Here is an 18,527-nt window from a genome sequence, read left to right as displayed (position 1 = left end):
GGACTGTGGAAAACTGCGCCGCACTCACGGGTGACGGGGTGCGCTCAGCACGTCCCGGCCCCTCTCCCCACCGGCCCGAAAGGGACCTTCACGGGCTGCCCGGCCGACCACCGCGACGGCCCTTCGGACGCAACTCTCGACGCTCCGGGACCTGCCAGAATCTTCCCGGCCCTTCCCGGCCCTTCCCGGCCCTCCGGTGCGCCGCCTCGCCACCGGCAGAGCCGCCGATCCACACAACAGGCACCCCCGCACCGGTACCAGTACCAGTACCAGTAACGGCGTTGGCGCCAGCGTTGGCGCCAGCGCCGACGCCGGCGGGCGGAACCGGCCGGTTCCACGCGCCGGTTCCACGCCCGGGTTTCAGGCCTCCGCTTCGCGGCTCAGCGCCTGAAGGACACCGCCCCGTACTGTTCCCGCACCTCCCGGTAGCGCAACAGCTCCGCCGCGACCGGGTCCAGTACCTTCGCCCGGCCGCACGCCGCCGCAGCATCCCGCAGGCGCCGCTCCGCGTCCTGTCCGTAGCGTCGCGCCGGCCCCCTGGCGGCCGCCGCGCACGCCCACTCCACCAGCGGCCCGCCGATGATCCCGGCAAGCATCACCAGTACCGGCGGGAGGAGCCCCGGTTCGAGAACCCCGATGATCTGCCCTACCAGCCACAGCCCGCCGAAGATCTGGAGCAGGGTCATGCCCGCCTGCACCAGCACAGCGGCCGGCCACCACGCCGGCCGGGGCAGACGGCCGCTGGGCGTGCCCAGCTCGGCCGCCAGGTCGTCGAGCTCCGCGGGAAGGCCGTCCGCGCCGCGCACCGCCGCCTCGCGCACCGCCTGCGCCCAGGGAGCAGGCAGTCCGTGGGCCGCGTCGTCGGCCACCGTCCGTACCGCCTGCTCGACCCGCTGACGGGCCGTGAGCTCCTCCTCCGCCGGCTGCTCGGGCTGCGGGAGACTTCCGCCGGGCATGCGCACGCGCCCGTACCAGCGCCACAACCGCAGCCAGGGGGTCCCGCAGGCCCGCCCGGCGTTCCTGCGCCACCGCCGTTCGGCCTCCTCGCCGACGGCGGTGGCGCCGACGGCGTTCGCCAGCCGGGCCGTGAAGTCGTCCCGGGCGCGCTCGCTGAGCCCGGGACGCCCATTGGCCACGTACATCGGCTTCAGCCGGTCCGCTGCCGCGTCGATGTCGGCGGAGACCCGGCGGGCGGCGGCGGTCTTCTCCTGGACGAGCCGTCCGAGCAGTTCGCGCAGCTCGCCGACCCCCTCCCCGGTGAGGGCCGACAGCGCGAGGACGGTGGCGCCGGGCTCGCCGTGCTCGCCGACCGCCATCCCGTCCTCGTCGAGCAGCCTGCGCAGGTCGTCGAGCACCTGGTCGGCGGCGTCGCCCGGCAGCCGGTCGATCTGGTTGAGGACGACGAAGGTGATCTCGGCGTGCCCCGCGAGGGGGCGCAGATAGCGCTCGTGGAGTGCCGCGTCCGCGTACTTCTCGGGGTCGACGACCCAGATGACCGCGTCGACGAGCTTCAGGACCCGGTCCACCTGTTCGCGGTGCACCTTCATCGCGGAGTCGTGGTCGGGCAGATCCACCAGGACCAGGCCCTGGAGCGCCTCGTCACCGCTCCCGCCCGCGAGGGGCCTGCGGCGCAGCCGTGGCGGGATGGCGAGCCGGTCGAGCAGCCCGGCGGCCCCTTCGGACCAGCTCAGGGAGATCGGGGCCGATGTGGTCGGACGGCGCAGCCCGGTTTCCGAAATCGGCACTCCGGCCAGGGCGTTGAAGAGCGTCGACTTGCCGCTCCCGGTGGCGCCCGCGATGGCGACGACGGTGTGCCGCGCCGACAGCTGCTGCCGGGCTGCCGCCTCGTCGAGCACCCGGCCCGCCTCGGCCAGGGCCCTGTCCTCAAGCCGGGTGCGGGAGAGCCCGACGAGTTCGCGGAGCGCGTCCAGTCTGCCGCGCAGCGGGGCTGTGTAGGGGCCGCCGACGGACGCGTGCCGCTCGTCCCCGGGCGGAGAGCCGTCGTCGTCCCCGGCGAGCTCCGACGGTTCGACGGCACGGCGTGCGATGAGTCCGTCGTCCCACCGGCCCTCGTCGCCCTCCCCGGAACGGCCCTCGCGATCGCCGTCCCCGACATGACCGCACCCGGGACCGCCGCGCTTCTCTCCGCTCTGCTTGCCGTGGCCGTCGCCGTCGCCGCCCCCGTCGCCGGCCTTCCTCCCCGTGGTGGCGTTCTTCCCCGCGGTCCGCGACTGCGGATCCGTCACGCTGTCCGCCCCGTCCGCCCCTTCCCGGCCTTCCCAGCCTTCCCGGCCTTCCGGGCCTTCCGGGCTTGCGCAGTCTTCACGGTTTTCACGGCTTCCATAGTCTTCGCGGTCTTCGCGGTCTTCAGGGCCTTCCTCCCCTGTGGCCCGCGCCCGCTCACCGCTCCCGGATTCGGCATGCCCGCCATCGGGACGGCCATCGGGGCAGCCCTCCCCGTCGACGCGGCCGCCGGATGCCGAGGCCCCGGCCGCGCAGTCGCCTTCGGAATCGCCTCCGGTGCCGGCCGGGGTGCCGGCCGGGGAGTCGACCGCGTGGTCGGGCCCCGTACGGTCCCGTGCACCCGTGCCGCTCTCCACCCCGGACGCGTCCCCGGACGCCTGCCCGGCGCCGGACCCCGGACTACATCCCTCGGTCTCCCCAGTGACTGCCGTCACCGCGGTCACCTCTCCTTCTGCATTACGGACAGCGCGGCGATCAGCTCGGCCTGCGGCTCCGGGCACAGTTCGAGGGAGTCGAGCGGCGCGAGACGCCGGTCACGCTCCTCGTTCACCACACGCTCGATATACGTGGTCACCAGCTCCCCGCCCCTGTCGCGCAGCCTGAGAGCACCCTGGGCGCCCATCCGCTCCGCCAGCAGCTCCCCGGCGGCCCTGGCCCGCCGGCCGCCGAGCAGGGCGGTGGCGAGCAGCGCGGCGACCGCTTCCGGATCGGGCGCCGAGGGGCGTTCCAGACCGCGGACTTCCTCCTCGGCGATTTCCTCGACGACACGCCGCCAGCGCCGGACGGCCATGCCGATGCGCTCCGGCGTCTCCCGGTCGGCGCGCGAGTGCCGGGCGAGGGCGGGTCCGGCGGGCTCGCGTCGCCACGCCTCCCGTAGCCGCTCGTCCGCGGCGGCGACGGCGCACTGCAACAGGGCGGTCAGGCCCTCGGCGAGCGCGTCGAGGAGTTCCCCGGCGGAACTGTCGCGCGGGTAGCCCCGCCATCGGGTGCGCGCGTCGCCCGCGAGGACGGCGCCGCGCCGCACCTGTTCGCGCACCCGCTCGGTCTCCGCGCCGTAGGCCTCCTCGACCGCTGCGGAGAGGCGCACGGCGGCGGCGTACTGTGCGGCCACGGCGCCCGCGAGTTCCGGCATCCGGGCGTTGAGCGAGTCGACGACCCCCGCGGCGGTGCGCACGACCGTCTGCTGGCGCACGGCGGGGTCCAGGGCGCAGTGCGCCAGCCAGCCGCGGAGCGCGGCGACGGCGGTGTCCGGGAGCAGTCCCCGGCCGCCACCGGCGGACTCGGGCAGCTCGGGGATCGTGAAGCGCGGCACGTGTCCGAGCCCGGCCTTGGTCAGCAGGGCCGCGTACTGCCGGGACACCTCGTTGATCACCTGGTGCGGCACCCGGTCGAGCACCGTGACCAGCATGGCGTCGTACTCCTTCGCCGTACGGAGGAGATGCCAGGGCACCGCGTCCGCGTAGCGGGAGGCCGTGGTGACCATGATCCATACGTCCGCTGCGCAGATCAGCTCGGCGGCCATGATCCGGTTCTCGACGACGAGGGAGTCGATGTCGGGCGCGTCGAGCAGGGCAAGTCCGGGCGGCAGGGCAGCCGCGGTCTCGATCCGCAGCGCCCGCTCCTCGGGCCTGGCCTTGGCCTTCGTCCGGTCCAGCGCGGCTCCGTGCGGCTGCTCCGTCTCGTCCTGCTGCGGCAGCCATACGCGGGTGAAGTGCGGCAGTACGCGTGTGTCGGCGAACCAGTGGCGATCCTCGGGGTGGCATACGAGCACGGGCGTGCGCGTGGTCGGCCGCAGCACTCCGGCCTCGGTCACCCGGCGGCCGACGAGCGAGTTGACCAGAGTGGACTTGCCGGCTCCGGTCGATCCGCCGACGACCGCGAGCAGCGGCGCGTCGGGGTCCCTCAGCCGGGGCACCAGATAGTCGTCGAGCTGCGAGAGCAACTCGGCCCTCGTCCGCCGTGCACGCGGTGCACCGGGAATCGGGAGGGGAAGACGCACGGCTGCGACTCGGTCGCGCAGGGCGGAGAGTGCGTCGATGAGCTGAGGCCGTACTTCCATGGTCACCACATGCGAAGAATGCCCAATTTTGGAGGTTTTTTGAAGCGTATGAGCCCCCCTGCGCGCCGATCAGGACAACGGGACAGACGGGACGAGTGGGGCGCAGGCATAACGAGTGCACAACACCCGAGCCGTGGGGCGAAAAAAGCGCTGCGAGAATCGCATCTGCCTGCGATTATCGGTTCGCTTCACTGAACCTCCACATGATGCCACGCTGGTGAAGCATCCGGGGCAGGGCGATCGGAGCCCTATCCTTGTCCCGGCGGTCACGGCCGACCCGGGGCTCCAGGCCACCGAGGCCACATCCGGCCCCCGTAGCTCAGTGGATAGAGCAGGCGCCTTCTAAGCGCTTGGCCGCAGGTTCGAGTCCTGCCGGGGGCGCATACAGCCCCTCACCTGCGAAAACGCGTGAGGGGCTCTTTCATGCCCGGATTCACACCGCTTTACGGGCAGGCGCCTTCGCCTGCCCAAGATCGTGGGCACAGACAGACCCTGCGGCGTGGCGACAACGCCTCTCGCCAGCGAATCCACACCCGAAGCACGATGTAGCACCGAGTAGCACACCGCCGCTATCATGGGCCGCATGGCAGCGCAGCCCGAGATCACTCAGCGCGATCTGCGCACCCGCTCCAAGGAGATCATGGACGCCGTCCAGGGAGGACAGGCGTTCACCGTCACCCGCGACGGGCACCGTGTCGGAGAGCTGATCCCGCTCCGCCACCGTCGCCGCTTCGTCCCCCGTGCCGAGTTCGCGGCCATGTCACGCACCGCCCCCGACATCTCACCGGACGCCTTCCGCGACGACCAGGACGCCGCCGTCGAGCAGGAGTTGGACGACCCGTATGCCCGTTGAGCACCGGCAGGGATTGCTCGATACCAACATCATGATCCTTCGCAAGTGGATCGACGCCGACGAACTGCCCGCCGAGATGGCCATCAGCGCCGTCACCCTCGCGGAACTCTCGGCCGGGCCCCACCAGGTGCGCGGCACCGGCGAGCAGAGCGACTACGACGAACACGCCGAGCGGGCCCGCCGTATGGACGTCCTGCAGCGCGCGGAGAACGAATTCGACCCCATCCCCTTCGACGTGGAGGCCGCCCGCCTCTACGGCAGAATCTGCGCCGCCGTTGTCTCCGCAGGACGCAAGCCCCGTCGACGCATGGCCGACCTGATGATCGCCGCCACCGCGGCCGCCGAGCAGCTTCCCCTCTTCACCACCGACCCCGACGGCTTCAGGGGCCTGGACGAAATCGTCACCATCGTGGCCGTCACCCGACCCGAGGTCCCGCGCGACCGGTAGGGCCGCGTCCGCCCTGCCCCGCGCCGGCCCCGAGGCACCGGCGCCTCGGTGCCTCGGTGCCTCGGTGCCGACAGCGTTCGTTCGCGTGCATCCCGATGCTGGACCCGAACGCTTCCAACTAGCGGTTCGCGCGTAGCGGCACGTCAGCGGGCATGACAGAGCCCCGCCCGCACGCCACAGGGGCAGCGCACGGACGGGGCGGATTGCGGGTGGTCCCGCTCAGTGCTCGCGCGGCCGCCGGACCGGCCTGCGGGTGGCAGCGTTGCGCCACCACCACAAGCCGCGGCAGGCGGGCAGCGAGAGCCCGAAGAACTCCCCGCACCACGCGCACCACGGCAACCCGTTCTCGGGGTCTGTGGGGCACTCCGCGTCACAGCGGGGGCACTTCGGCATGGGACCTACTCTCAGGCGCTCAGGTCGTACTCACCGGCCTTCACGGCGTCGGTGAGGGTGCCCCACTCGGCGGCCGTCATGGTGACCACGGTGTCCGGCTGCTTGCTGTCGCGCAACGCGACGGTACCGGGGACGTTGGTCGCCACCTCGGGGCAGTTGTCCACCCTCGCGTCACGACACGCGGCGGTCTTGACGAACTCGAACTCGGGGACTGCGGTCATGGTAGTGATCCCTTCGTCGCAGTACGGGGAAACGGTCCCCGCGCCGTCGTGCACCCGCCCCGGCAGGCCGTAGCAGTCATCCACCGGGGCGGGAATCAGGGGGCCATTCGCTTGCCAGGCAGGCGGAACACGTCACGCGCCGCTGCCACACGTCCACGCTGCCGACAGCGCCACACAGGGGCTTGCCGTCGCGGACCTTGTGCACGGTCATCACGTCATCTCCGACCGTGCCCCCGGTCCGGTGGGCAGGCGGGTTCAGAAGCTCCCGCTCAACGGTCCTCTGGTCCTTCACTGCCACGATCCCGGCTCGAATCGGTACGGGCGCGTGATGTGCTCCCGGTACTCCAGGTGGTCAGGGTGGGCCTTGAGATGCTTGACCGCCCACGCCGTGCCGCCCTCGAACTCCTCGGCCTTCCCGCTGGACTCTCCGCACGTCGTGCACCGCATCTCTGACGTGATCGGTTCGGCTTCCGGCCGGAGATCAGGGCCGATCTTGAACCCTCGGAACCGGTAGACAGCGCGCGTCATGCTGCCCGCCCCTTTGCTGTCGCGTGGTTCGGATGCGGCTTCAACAACACGTTGCAGTCAGTGACTCGGCTCATGTTGTGGTTCCGGCGCGCCTCCTCCTTCTCGCGCTCCAACCAGGCGCACTCGGCGCACTGCGTGCCGCTCATGAGGTCACTCCCGCAGCATCGCGCGCCTCCTCCAGCCGCTTAGCCATTTCGCACGACTGGCCGGGGGTGCACGCCCGGCATTCCTGCCTGTGCATGGTGTGCGCGGATTGCAGCTTGCTGATGTCTTGCGAGCGGAGGGTTCGGATGTTTCGGCGGTCATGCTGCACACCCCTCCCCGCATACCAAATCCTTGAGCCACTTGGGAGCGAACACCCATGAGGCCAGAATACGGGCGCATTCCTGGCAGACATAAACACTGCCGGCCGGACCGAACTCTCTTCGAGCATAGCTACCAACACGGGGGCACTTGTAAAAGTTCCGCAGCGACAAAACGACATAGAGGGGCCTGCCTTGACTTCGACAGTGGGTGACTTCACCCTATGGGAGGCAGGCAAGCACAACTAGCCGTTTTCCTGTTCCCTCACAAGCTCGTTGCGTAGTTCCTCGAGCATGGCCCGCATGTCGTCCCCATGCAGTGCCACAGCGGAGAACCGTTCGAACTTCTCTACATACTCGGCAACGTCCCTCGGGTCCGTCACCACAATCTCAGCGCGAACGGCCTCCACCGTGACCGTTCGTTCGTCCCGCATCACGAACGCATGATTCGCAATATCTCCCTGTTGAGCCGAGAAGGGAACAACGGCCACGTCAACATTAGACAGTCGCGACAACGAGATAAGTCGGTCAACCTGTTCTGCCATCCTGCCGGGTGAAACAATGCGCCACCGAAAGACGCCCTCAGTTATGACGAACTGTTGGTCCTTGTTCACGTCGTACAGCACGCGCTGACGCTCTAGCCGAGAACGAGTGATCTTGTTGAGGACATCCTCTGTGAGGCCATGGCGCGACAGAATGGCATGGATGTACTCAGGAGTTTGCAGAAGTCCCGGAATAAGAGCGGGTTGGAATACCTTTAGCCGGGTCATCTGCGCCTCAAGGGCTCTCACCTGCTCTTGCGCCCTGTGCAGCCCCATCCGTTGAATGAGACGCCATGCTGTAGCCTCTGTGACCTCAGCCCGCGCCTGCTCAAGGTATTCCACCTTCACTTCATCCGAGACACCAATTGCCGTCAGAATGCGTTCAACGTCAGCGGCAGATGGTGAAAGCTTCCCGGTTTCTATCTTGCTGAGCTTGCTTACAGACATGACAGCACTCCGGGCAACCGCTTTGGCCTCTCTTTCAGAAGCCTTCCGAAGTGCCCGGAGCGCTGCACCCAGCTCTCCATTATTCACCGCCGTACTTGCCCCACCATTCCGCGAACGGCTGTGCGCAACTGAGAGCCTTGTCCCTGTGCGCAATGAAGGCTGCCGCTCGTTCGTCGGGAAGCACTTCGGCTCCGAGGAACTTCCCCGCGCTGTCGTAGCTCAGTATGCCAACGGCAGATTCATCGAACAGCCAGAAGTCGTCTACACCTTGCAGCGGGTTAGGCTGTTCCGTGATGTCGAGAATGAAGAACTCTTCACCCCCGAGCATGTTTGTCCGGTAGCCCCACCCCAATTCGAAGCGCAGATACGGAGTCAGCGGACGAGAGAGGACGTGGACGCGGTAAATACGTTTCCCCTCGTTGACATATCCGTGAACCTCAGACACCCAATCGGAATTATAGTCTTCCGGCTTACCCTCCCCGGCCAGGAATGCCTTGTAAGCTTCGACGCTGCCCGACTTGCTGTAGTCGTCCAGCGTTTCGAGTCGGAACGCTTCGCGCTCGAACGAGTCGAAGAGATCCGACAGGGACCTAGATGAGCCCATCAGCAACAGCCTTCTTGATCAGAGACACGGGAATCTCAACGACCCCTTCATGCGCGGGCAGGGTCAGCCCGTGGTCTTCCGGCCGGTCACCCTGAATCAGAAGCGTCCCCCTGTCCGTGGCGTAGAGGGTCGGGCAGTCCTTCTTGTCACACTCTTTCGAGATCATCCAAAGCTTCATCGCGCCTCCTATCGTCGGGGGTGTTCCCGTTACAGCCTTCCCTGATGCGTGAGAGATCACCAGGGGCAAGATTTGCGAGAACAGGAAATCGCCCCAATAGGGGTGATTAGCATCTTTCCAGACATAAGGAGAGCCCGTACCCGTCAGGTATCGGCAGGCACGGGGCAGCGCTTGGGGACCGTTCCGGCTGCTTTGCGGGCGCGTTCGGCGGCTTTGCGGCGTCCGAGCAATACCGGGTACGCCGGTCGGCGTCCGCCGGTAGCGACGCATGAGCCCGGCCCACGTATCTCGCACTTCTCCAGATGTGCGCGCGGAGCGGCGTGGCTGCGCGCCCCAGCCCCTACGGTGCGGAGGTCACCGGCTCCAGGTGATGACGCCGCCGACGAGGAGCCGCCCCGGGGATGGGCGGAGCAGCGGGGCCGGTGGGCCACCACACCGTTCACGGGCGGGACGACGAGCGTGGTGAACAGTCGCCGGATCTCGTTACAGGTGAGCGGGGTCAGTGCGTCCGGGGCCGGAATGGCGGGCGTGTTCGTCAGCACCGACGACAGCGAGGAAGGCGTGAGCGAGCATGACCAGGGTGACCCAGCGGGACCACGAGGTGAAGCGGCGGACTTGGTGTTCATCCAGTCCGGCCAGGCCCTTTCCTGCCTGGAAAGTCTCCTCCACCCGCCATCTCGACCCGGCGACGCGCACCAGCGTGGCCAGCGGCACCGGGGCCAGCAGCCGCAGTAGGCCAGTTCACCGGTGACGCGGTTGCGGCGGATCAGGTCAACCGGCCGTCCGGTCCGGCGCTCGTCAGAGGCAACCCGGCAGCCACCGAGGTGCCCACCTGGCGAGCCCCGGGCCGCCGAGGCCACATCGGGCCCCGTGGAACAGGCGGTGGGGCTCAGCTCTCGCAGACGAACGAGCCCTGCCCCAGGACGGTCCTCAACCTGCCCTCGGAGCGGATGGCGGCTACAGCCTTCTGCGCAGTGGACTGGCTGATGTCGTACTGAGCGGCGATGTCCACGGTGCCGGGGAAGCGGTCGCCTGGCCTCCACTCCCCCGCGTCGAGTCGGCGGCGAAGGTCGTCCGCAACCTGCGGCCAGACCGGCACGGAGCGATCAAGGTTCATGACCCCAGACTCCGCGCTATCGCAACAATGAGCTATCGCGGTTTCGCGCTAGTGCGGTGACGCGATAACGCGTAGGCTAGGGGTGAGCACCGCAGCACGCCCAGCAGCAACGAAAGGACCCCGGCGACCGATGCAAGCGGCCCCGGGGCATGGCCCGCACAGCAACAAGGAGAGTGCAGACGTGCGAACTCTACTGGCCCTACTCCTCTCATGGCTCATGCCATCGACCGGCAGGCGCCGGGCACAGACCGCGCCGAGGGGTACTCACGCTCCGCCCAACCGCGGCACGGCGGACGCACCGGCCCGGCGCCTGTTCATCACTCGCCGACCGCTGGGTGTGGAACGTCCCGCTCACTGGCCTCCCCTCACCGCCCTGCGCGCACAGATCCTGCGCGGGGAAGACGGGGCATTGATCCGTCCGTACCTCATCGCATGGGAGCAGGAGCAGGAGCAGGAGCGGCGAGGGCGGAGGGACCGCCGACGTGCCACCGTGCCGGCGGCTCTCGGCCGGGACTTCGCATCCGGCGTCGACTTCCACGGAGCGACGGCATGAGCGGGATCCGGCGGATCCGGCTGCTTCCCTGGCCTGGCCCGGAGGGCAACCCTGCGCATCTCGTCACGGACGGAACGTCCACGATGCTCTCGCGTCTCGCCGACAGGGTGGAGGCCGAGCAGATCGAGACGGCCGCCGTCCTGCGTGACCTGGCTCTCTCGATGGTCGTGGACCATGTGGATCCCACGCCTCAAGAGCTCCTGTTCATCACCCGCCGCCTGTGCGAGGCGGTGACGGACCTGCTGAAGATCGCGGAGAGCAGGGCCGCTCGCATCCCGCCCTACGACGAGCCGGACGACCGGTCGCCGGCCGTCGAGTAACCCCAAGAGGAGAGTCCCAGGAGGCCGTGCGGACCCTTCCGCACGGGAGACGTACGGGGATCCGTCCGCTGAGCCCGGCGGTTCTCGGACCGGTTCCCGCCCTCGCCCGGCGGCGCCCTCGCCCGGCGGACCCATCAGGCCGTCCGGTCCCGTTCCCTGAGATCCGGCCCGTCCGGGGGCTCGGGATGCCGCGACGGCTCCGGTGCCTCCTGCGCCGGGGGCTGGCGGGGTGCGGTATCCGCCGCTCCGGTTCCGTCCCGGTCGGCGTCCCCGTCGGCGTCCCGCGCCGGGGCCCGCTCGGCCAGCAGCGCCGCGCACCCGGCCGCCAGCGACACCAGCCCGCCCACGACGAGCCCGGAGCGGGCGCCGAAGCGCCCGGCGAGCCAGCCGGTGCCCAGCGCGCCCAGCGGCGTGGACCCCTGGAGGATCAGGGCGTAGAGCGCCATCACGCGGCCGCGGTAGCGGGGGTCGCTGCCCAGCTGGATGCGGTGGTTCGCCGCCTGTACGAAGTAGATCGAGGCGAACCCGGTGAGCGCGAGCAGCACCATGGCGGCCGCGAAGCCGGGCGAACAACCGGCCACCGTCTCCAGCACCCCGAACAGCAGCGCGGAGACGGCCACCGTCCGGCCGGACGGGCGGCCGCTGCGCGCGGTGGTGACGAGGGCGGCCCCGAGGGAGCCGGCGGCGAACGCCGCGGTCAGCAGCCCGAACGCGTGCGCGTCAGCATCGAAGACCGTCTTCGCCAGCAGCGGCAGGGTCAGCTGGAAGTTCAGCCCGCACAGCCCGACGACGGCGAGCAGCGCCAGCGGCAGCACCAGGTCCGAGCGGGCCAGGACGTGGCGGAGCCCGTCGACGATCCGCGCCCGGCTCTCGGGGGCGCCGCGGTACAGCTCCCCCGGGCGCATCATGCGCAGCGCCACCACCGTCGCCAGATAGCTCGCCGCGTTCAGCAGCATCACCCAGCCCGTCCCCACGGCGGCGATCAGCAGCCCGGCCAGGGCCGGTCCGGCGACACGGGCGGTGCTGAAGTACGCGGCGCTCAGCGCGGAGGCGTTCGGCAGCAGTTCCGCGCCGACCATCTCGCTGACGAACGACACCCGGGCGGGCACCTCGACCGCGTTGACGACACCGAGGCCCAGCGCGAAGAGCCCGATGTGCCACAGGCGCACCGCCCCGCTCAGCACGAGGCCGGCCAGCAGCAGGGCGAGGACCGCCGAGACCGCGTTGGCCACCGTCAGCAGGAGCCGCTTGTCGTGGCGGTCCGCCAGGCGGCCGCCGAAGAGGGTGAGCAGGAGCAGCGGGGAGAACTGAAGGGCCGTCACGATCCCGAGCGCGCGGGCCGAGTCGCCGGTCAGTCCGAGCACCAGCCAGTCCTGGGCGACGATCATCATCCAGGTACCGGCCACGGAGACGACCTGACCGGCGGCGAAGAGCCGGAAGTTGCGTACCGCCAGTGAGCGGAACGGGCCCGCCACGGATCAGACCGCCGCCGCGCGCGGCCCGGGCGGGGGGCCGGACGCGTCCGGCCCCCCGCCGGGGGACCGCAGGCACTCCTCCAGGAAGCCGAAGGCCCGCAGGTGGTAGGCGCGTGCCGCCCAGCCGAGGCTGATGTTGTGGCCGGCGCCCGGCAACCGGTCCACGACGGTCCGCGGCGCGGCGAGCTGCGCCGTCAGCTCGGCGACGGCCTCCTCGTCGTGCCGCCACCAGGCCTCGAACTCGGCGAAGGTGAGGCGGACGGGGACACGGACGTCCGCGGCGACGGCGGGGAACTCCTCGGGCCAGCGGGCCGCTTCGGCGCGCTCCCGCACGGGCATGGCGGCCACGACGGAGGCGGCGGTGGTGAAGGTCTCCGGCGGGTACAGGCCGAGCGGCCCCCAGTTCAGACGGCGGCTTCCGTGGGCGCCCTCGTCGGGCAGTTCCTCCGGGGTGACGGCGTACCGGTGGCCGCAGCCGGAGATGTCCAGCCCGAGCAGCCGGTCATGGACGGACCGCGCTGCCGCGGTGAGCGCGAGCTTGCCGCCGTAGGAGTGGGCCAGGAGCAACAGACCTGCTCCGTACGGGTGAACGGCGCTGAAGCCGTGGAGTGCGGCGCTCAGTGACGCGGCCTGCTCGGCGAGCGTCTGGCCCTCGGGCAGCTGTTCGGCGGAGGCGCCGTAGCCGGGGCGGTCCAGGGCGAGGACGGTGTATCCGAGGCGGGCGCCGAGGGTGAGCAGCGACAGGCCGGGGTCCGCCTGGCCGTCGAAGTAGCCGGCGTTCATGCCTCCGCCGTGCAGGGCGACGACCGTGGCGCGCGGCGTACCCGCCGGAACGGCCAGCAGGGCGGACAGTGGCAGACCGGCGGCGTCCACGGTGATGCGCCGCACTCCTCGGGAGTGGAGGGGACGGGACACGGGGGCTCCTCGGAAGGGTCTCGGCGTCGGGGTCGGCCGGGTCGGCGTACGGGGGCGGGGGCGGGGCGGGAGCCGGGCTTGCCCGGGGCCTCACGGGGTGTGCGGTGGGCTCTCCGGTCGCGGCGGGGGAGTTCCGGGTCGTGGCGCGGGCTCCTGCTCCGGCTACGGCTACGGCTACGGCTACGGCTACGGCTACGGCTACGGCTACGGCTACGGCTACGGCTCGAGTGTCCGCTCCGGCTCGGCGGTCGGACGCGACTCCCGTGCCGGGGCCCGCCGCACCGTCGGGTACCGGCGTGGAGTCGCGCCGGGCGGCGGGGCCCCGGCGGGGGCGCTGACCGTGGTGCCGCGAGGGGCGTGGGCTGCGGCGTGGAGTGCCGCGCGGGGTGCGGCGTGACGTGTTACGCGGAGTAAGGGGTGAAGCGCGCACGGTAAAGAGCATGAGATGACCGTATGTGCATTCCTCCGCACGCCGCCGTCACCACGGCACGGCCACGGCGGGGCGGCTCACCCACCCGGCCCAGTACGGCCGAAAAGCGCCGCCCGCGAGCACACCCCGACCGGGCACCGGCCTGGCCTGTACGACTCGGCCGGGTGGACAACACGGGTTATCATGCGGGCCTTTGGGGTCCGCTGGGATCCATGGGGACACGAGCGCAGGAGGAACGGCATATGGCGCCCACTCCCCGGCCGGGCGTACTCGCACTGCTGGACGAGTTGACCACCGATGTGCCCCCGGACCGGGCCGGCGCACTGTGGCGGCTTGCGGAGGAATCCCGCCAGCTCGACGCGAACGTGGTGCGCCTGCCCGCCGGTGGCCGGATCGCCGGGCATGTGGAACCCGAGCTGGACGTGCTGCTGTATGTGGCCGCGGGCGACGGGGTACTCGAACTCGACGACCGGCCGCAGAACGTGGTCGCGGGCTCTGTGGTCTGGCTGCCGCGCGGGACCCGGCGGGCGCTGCGTGCCGGGTCCCGGGGCCTGGTGCAGCTGAGCGTCCACCGCCGGCGCCCCGGACTCGCCATCAAGGGCGTCGCGGGCACGTCCGCGGGTGGCGAGGCCGCCTGTCTGCTGGGCCGGGTCTGCGCGGAGTGCGGGCGTCTGGCCGGGGAGTCCGACGCCCGCTACTGCGGCCGGTGCGGGGAGCAGCTGCCCGAGCGGTGAGCCGCCCCGGCGGGTGCCTCCCCCGGACGGCGGCGGCCGCAGCCGGTCAGGACACGATGTCCTTGCGGGCGAATCCGCGGAAGGCCAGGGCGACCAGCACCAGGGCGAAGGTCACGGACACCGCCGTGCCCTTCAGCATCCCGCCCCATTCGAGCTGCGGCTGGAGAGCGTCCGCCCAGGCGAACTGCCAGTGCGCCGGCAGGAACTCGCGCCACGAGCCCAGGGCCGTCACGGCGTCCAGGACGTTGCCGACGATGGTCAGCCCGACCGCGCCGCCGACCGCCCCCAGTGGCGCGTCGGTCTTGGTCGACAGCCAGAAAGCGAGCCCGGCGGTGACGAGTTGGGAAACGAAGATGTACGCGACGACCAGCGCCAGCCTGGGCAGTGTGTCGGTCGCCGCCAGCGAACCGCCGGCCGGGAGCCGCAGGGGCCCCCAGCCGTATGCCGCGGTCCCCACCGCCAGTCCGACCAGCGGCAGCAGGAGCATCGCCGCCGCGCTGAAGCCGAGCGCGACCGCCAGTTTCGACCACAGCAGCCGGGACCTGGGTACCGGCGCCGCCAGCAGATAGCGCAGGGAGGACCAGCTCGCCTCGGACGCCACCGTGTCGCCGCAGAACAGTGCCACCGGCACCACCAGCAGGAATCCGGCCGACACGAACAGGCAGGTGGCCGCGAAGTTGGCGCCCGACGCGGTCGCCGTGTCCATCAGGTTGAGCCGGCCGCCGCCCCCGCGCTCGTCCGGTGAGCCGCCGATCGCGAAGGCCGCGACCAGGACGAACGGCAGGGCCGCCAGGACGGCGCCCATCACGAGCGTCCGCCGCCGCTTCAGTTGGCGCACCGCCTCGACGCGCAGCGGCAGGGTGCGCCGGGGGCGGTAGCCGGGGGCGGCGGGCACGGCCCCGGTCACCTCGCCCGGACCGGTGCCGGTGCCGGTGCCGGTGCCGGGGCCGGTACGCAGAGGGGTGGTGGTCATGCGGATGCTCCTCCGATCAGGGTGAGGAACGCGTCCTCAAGGCGCCGGTGCGGTCCCACTCCGGTCACCGGTACGTCGAGCCGGACGAGTTCGGCGACCAGGGAACTCGCGCCCGCGCCGTCGAGGCGGACCAGCACCCCGCCGTCGGTGCGGACGGCCGACCCCACCCCCGGCAGGGCCGCGATCTTCTCCACGAGCGGTGCGGACGGCTCTTCGGCCGTCGTCACCAGCAGGGTGTCCCCCGCGCCTGTGATGTCGGCGACGGGTCCCGCCTGTACCAGCCGGCCGCGGTCCATGACCACGAGGTGCGTGCAGGTCTGCTCCACCTCGGAGAGCAGGTGGCTGGAGACGATGACGGTCCGGCCCCCGGCCGCGTACCGGATCATCACCTCCCGCATCTCGCGGATCTGCGGCGGGTCCAGTCCGTTGGTGGGCTCGTCCAGGATGAGCAGATCCGGCAGCCCGAGCATGGCCTGGGCGATCGCGAGGCGCTGCCGCATGCCCTGCGAGTAGGTGCGGACCGCGCGGGCGAGGGCGTCCCCGAGGCCCGCGATCTCCAACGCCTCCTCGGCACGGGAGTCCTCCGCGGGGCGGCCGGTGGCGCGCCAGTACAGCTCGAGGTTCTCCCTGCCGGACAGGTGCGGCAGGAAGCCGGCGCCCTCGACGAAGGCGCCGACCCGGGAGAGGACCGGCGCTCCGGGCCTGACGGCGTGTCCGAAGACCCTGATCCCGCCGTCGTCGGGGGCGATCAGCCCCATCAGCATCCGCAGGGTGGTGGTCTTGCCGGCGCCGTTGGGGCCGAGGAGGCCCAGCACCTGGCCCTTCTCGACGCGGAAGGACAGGTCCCGCACCGCGTACCGGTCGGCCGATCCGGCGTACCGCTTGCTGAGTCCGGTGATCTCCAGCGGCACGTCGGCGAGCGCGGGATCGGGTGCCGGCGCCGCGGTCCGGCGGCGCGCGGTCAGCAGCAGGGCCGCCGCGGCCGACGCGCCCGCTGCGGGCAGGCCCCACACCCACCAGGGCAGGCCGGCAGCCTGGGAGGTGACGCCGGGTGCGGTGGGCACGCTCAGCGGTCCGGCCGGGGTGACGGAGTAGGCCGCCGGGGCGGCGGGTGAGGCGTGGGCGAGGTCGGTGGCCGCGAGCACGAGCCGGAGGCGGTGGCCCGCCTCGACCTCGTGGTCCACCGCGGGGAGGGTCAGTTCGACGGTACGGCCGGCTCTCGCGTCCTCGATCCGGACGGGGGCGACGAGCTGGGCGGGAAGCACCTGCTGCCCGCCGTCCGGGCCGACGTCGTACACCTTGCCGAAGAGGACCGCCTCCCCGCTGTCCGAGGCGACCTTCACCCGGACGGTGGGCGATCCGGTGATCCGGGTGCGGCGGTCGAGCGGCGCGGAGTCGAACCGGGCGTGCTGCCCCGGGAAGTCGAGCGAGAGGCCGACACCGAGCGAGGAGAGCCCGGAGAGCCCGCCGCCCAGTCCGGGCACGGTGGAGATCCCCGGTGGTCCGGCTCCGGCCGGGTTGCGGAAGTGCTGCGTCCCACCGGTCAGTACGACCTCGCGGCGTCCCGCTCCAAGGCCCGGGTACGCGTCGGCCGTGGCGCCGCGCAGGGTTGCCCGCCCGTCGGTGGAGTCGACGCCTCCGGTGCGGCTGACCCGGAACGCGGGACCGGGATCAGCCGCCTTGTCGCCCTTCAGATACCGGTCGAACCAGGCCGAGACACGCTCCTGGACCCGTGCCGTCTCCAGATCGCCGCCGTCGTGGCCGCCGGCGATCCAGTCGACCGCGACGGGTGCGCCGTTGCCGGCGATCGCCCGGGCCATGGAGTCGGCGTGCGAGAGCGGGAAGAGCGAGTCCGACTGGCCCTGGACGATGAGTGCGGGGACCTTGATCCGGTCGGCGACGGCGGACGGGCCCCGGGCTTCCAGCAGGGCCCGGGCTTCGGCGTCCGGTCTGCCGCTGGCCGCGACGCGCTCGTACATGGCGCACAGGGCGGGCTCGAAGCGCCCGCAGGCCGGCGCGGGCTGCCCGGCCGCGGCGGCGTCCGCATCGCGGGTGCCGCCGGTGGCACCCGCTTCCGTGGGGGCCCCGCCGCCGGAACCGGTGCCCGCGCCCGGGTCGGCACCGGTGCCCGGGCCGTCCCCGGAGGGAGCGTCCGCCGGTGCTTCACCGGAGCCGGGGACGAGCCCGGCCCCGCCGGCCGAGCCTGCCGTGAAGAACAGCCCCGCCCAGAGCTTCTTGAAGACGCCGTCCGGGAACAGCGCGTCGGCGAGGTTCCAGTACGTGATCTGCGGAGCGATGGCGTCGACCCGGCGGTCGTGGCCCGCCGCGAGCAGGGCGACGGCGCCGCCGTAGGACGCGCCGGTGATCCCCACTCGCGGGTCGCCCTCGGCATCCAGTTCCACCTCGGCCCGGGCGGCGAGCCAGTCGATCAGTCGTGAGACGTCCCTGACCTCGCGCCCGGGGTCGTTCAGCCCGATGGTGCCGGTGGATGCGCCGAAGCCGCGCGCCGACCAGGTCATGACGGCGTATCCGTCCCTCGCCAGCGCCTCCGCGTGCTGCCGCACGGAGTCCTTGCTGCTGCCGAAGCCGTGCCCGATGAGCACGGCGGGCCGACGGCCCTCCCCGGAGGTGAAGTACGAGGTGTCGAGTCTCGCGCCCGGCACGGCCAGCACCTGGTCCTCGCGGTGCACCGGGGGCTCCTCGTCCGCGGCGGCGGCGGTCCAGGTACCGGCGCCCGCGAGCACGGCGAGGGCGGCGGCGGCCGCGAGCAGCCTCGTTCGGCGCCGGGGCGGCACGGCTCGGCCGGGGAGTCGGATCCTCATGCCCGAAACCATAAGCGGACCTCCGTACCGGCTGCCGCTGCCTCCTGGCTGAACTCCTTGACCTCCTCGGGTAGTACAGGAGGGCCCCGCCGTACTCCAGCCGCGGTACGCGGAAAACGGGCGGGACACCCGGGGAACGGGCGGGGCCCGGAACGGGGACGTGGAACGGGCGCGGGCTCCCCGAACAGGCTGCCGGCCGTGGTGCCGCGAGATGCCGCGAGATGCCGCGAGGAGCGGCCCCTTCCCACCCGGGTGGGAAGGGGCCGCTCCTCGGTAGCAGCCGCCGGGGGCCCCTCGCCCCGGCGCGTGCGCGGGCGCGCGGGCGCGTGCGTGGACGGGGAACATCCCCGCGGGTGCCGGGAGCAGCAC

Annotated in this window: 17 protein-coding genes, 1 tRNA gene and 1 pseudogene; 6 read left to right on the top strand and 13 right to left on the bottom strand. The window is 71.6% G+C overall.

Annotated features, from left to right (window positions below; all coding sequences use genetic code 11):
• Positions 1–380: 380 nt before the first annotated feature.
• Positions 381–2,246 (bottom strand): YfjP family GTPase, encoded by a 1,866-nt coding sequence (locus tag SCWH03_RS01155; RefSeq protein WP_254076485.1) that lies wholly within the window; start codon positions 2,244–2,246, stop codon positions 381–383.
• A 437-nt stretch (positions 2,247–2,683) separates the two neighbouring features.
• Entirely contained in the window at positions 2,684–4,303 is a 1,620-nt protein-coding gene (locus tag SCWH03_RS01150; RefSeq protein ID WP_173260653.1) for a dynamin family protein, read from the bottom strand.
• 308 nt (positions 4,304–4,611) lie between these two features.
• Between SCWH03_RS01150 and SCWH03_RS01145 the strand changes: the two genes are divergently transcribed.
• The 3 genes from SCWH03_RS01145 (at position 4,612) to SCWH03_RS01135 (ending at position 5,604) form a co-directional block, all read left to right on the top strand.
• Positions 4,612–4,684: transfer RNA gene (locus SCWH03_RS01145), tRNA-Arg, on the top strand.
• A 193-nt stretch (positions 4,685–4,877) separates the two neighbouring features.
• Positions 4,878–5,156, top strand: a complete 279-nt coding sequence (locus SCWH03_RS01140) for a type II toxin-antitoxin system Phd/YefM family antitoxin (RefSeq protein WP_173260652.1) — start codon at positions 4,878–4,880, stop codon at positions 5,154–5,156.
• A complete protein-coding gene (locus SCWH03_RS01135; RefSeq protein ID WP_173260650.1) occupies positions 5,146–5,604 on the top strand; it encodes a type II toxin-antitoxin system VapC family toxin in 459 nt (152 codons plus the stop codon). The genes SCWH03_RS01140 and SCWH03_RS01135 overlap by 11 nt, the downstream gene beginning before the upstream one ends.
• A 404-nt stretch (positions 5,605–6,008) precedes the next feature.
• On the opposite strand, the gene SCWH03_RS01130 is transcribed toward SCWH03_RS01135, so the two are convergent.
• The 7 genes and pseudogenes from SCWH03_RS01130 to SCWH03_RS01100 all read right to left on the bottom strand — a co-directional run bounded on the left by SCWH03_RS01130 (position 6,009) and on the right by SCWH03_RS01100 (position 9,936).
• A complete protein-coding gene (locus SCWH03_RS01130; RefSeq protein WP_173260648.1) occupies positions 6,009–6,218 on the bottom strand; it encodes a DUF397 domain-containing protein in 210 nt (69 codons plus the stop codon).
• Positions 6,219–6,506: 288 nt separating this feature from the next.
• Complete coding sequence (locus tag SCWH03_RS01125) at positions 6,507–6,746, bottom strand: DUF7848 domain-containing protein (protein ID WP_173260646.1); 240 nt, start codon at positions 6,744–6,746, stop codon at positions 6,507–6,509.
• A 547-nt stretch (positions 6,747–7,293) separates the two neighbouring features.
• A complete protein-coding gene (locus SCWH03_RS01120; protein WP_173260644.1) occupies positions 7,294–8,124 on the bottom strand; it encodes a helix-turn-helix domain-containing protein in 831 nt (276 codons plus the stop codon).
• The gene (locus tag SCWH03_RS01115; RefSeq protein ID WP_173261368.1) at positions 8,117–8,644 is read right to left on the bottom strand and encodes a DUF6879 family protein; all 528 of its coding nucleotides are present in this window, start codon (positions 8,642–8,644) and stop codon (positions 8,117–8,119) included. Before SCWH03_RS01115 ends, SCWH03_RS01120 begins: the two co-directional genes overlap by 8 nt.
• Positions 8,628–8,819, bottom strand: a complete 192-nt coding sequence (locus tag SCWH03_RS01110; protein ID WP_173261370.1) for a hypothetical protein — start codon at positions 8,817–8,819, stop codon at positions 8,628–8,630. The genes SCWH03_RS01115 and SCWH03_RS01110 overlap by 17 nt, the downstream gene beginning before the upstream one ends.
• A 407-nt stretch (positions 8,820–9,226) precedes the next feature.
• Positions 9,227–9,589, bottom strand: a pseudogene (locus tag SCWH03_RS30050) (IS701 family transposase); the annotation flags it as partial.
• 119 nt (positions 9,590–9,708) lie between these two features.
• A complete protein-coding gene (locus tag SCWH03_RS01100; RefSeq protein ID WP_173260642.1) occupies positions 9,709–9,936 on the bottom strand; it encodes a GntR family transcriptional regulator in 228 nt (75 codons plus the stop codon).
• A 549-nt stretch (positions 9,937–10,485) separates the two neighbouring features.
• Between SCWH03_RS01100 and SCWH03_RS01095 the strand changes: the two genes are divergently transcribed.
• Positions 10,486–10,809 carry a hypothetical protein gene (locus SCWH03_RS01095; protein ID WP_134406755.1) on the top strand — a complete coding sequence of 108 codons (324 nt, stop codon included), beginning with the start codon at positions 10,486–10,488 and terminating at the stop codon, positions 10,807–10,809.
• Between the two features lie 134 nt (positions 10,810–10,943).
• Here SCWH03_RS01095 and SCWH03_RS01090 read toward each other — a convergent pair whose 3' ends face one another.
• A complete protein-coding gene (locus SCWH03_RS01090; protein WP_173260640.1) occupies positions 10,944–12,284 on the bottom strand; it encodes an MFS transporter in 1,341 nt (446 codons plus the stop codon).
• A gap of 3 nt (positions 12,285–12,287) precedes the next feature.
• Entirely contained in the window at positions 12,288–13,172 is an 885-nt protein-coding gene (locus SCWH03_RS01085) for an alpha/beta hydrolase (RefSeq protein WP_173261366.1), read from the bottom strand.
• 124 nt (positions 13,173–13,296) lie between these two features.
• Between SCWH03_RS01085 and SCWH03_RS28530 the strand changes: the two genes are divergently transcribed.
• Positions 13,297–13,596: a hypothetical protein gene (locus tag SCWH03_RS28530; protein WP_216854701.1), complete on the top strand. Its 300-nt coding sequence runs from the start codon at positions 13,297–13,299 to the stop codon at positions 13,594–13,596.
• 275 nt (positions 13,597–13,871) lie between these two features.
• Entirely contained in the window at positions 13,872–14,363 is a 492-nt protein-coding gene (locus SCWH03_RS01075) for a hypothetical protein (RefSeq protein ID WP_173260639.1), read from the top strand.
• Between the two features lie 46 nt (positions 14,364–14,409).
• Here the strand turns inward: SCWH03_RS01075 and SCWH03_RS01070 are convergent, their stop codons facing one another.
• Both SCWH03_RS01070 and SCWH03_RS01065 read right to left on the bottom strand, forming a co-directional pair.
• Positions 14,410–15,336, bottom strand: coding sequence for an ABC transporter permease (locus tag SCWH03_RS01070; RefSeq protein WP_254076484.1), 927 nt, complete (start codon positions 15,334–15,336; stop codon positions 14,410–14,412).
• On the bottom strand, positions 15,333–18,158 hold the full coding sequence (locus tag SCWH03_RS01065; protein WP_173260638.1) for an alpha/beta fold hydrolase: 2,826 nt from the start codon (positions 18,156–18,158) through the stop codon (positions 15,333–15,335). Before SCWH03_RS01065 ends, SCWH03_RS01070 begins: the two co-directional genes overlap by 4 nt.
• Positions 18,159–18,527 lie beyond the last annotated feature (369 nt).

It is taken from the genome of Streptomyces pacificus, assembly GCF_011766325.1.
GTDB classification, from domain to species: Bacteria; Actinomycetota; Actinomycetes; order Streptomycetales; family Streptomycetaceae; genus Streptomyces; species Streptomyces pacificus.
This window is presented reverse-complemented; position numbering and strand designations above follow the sequence as displayed.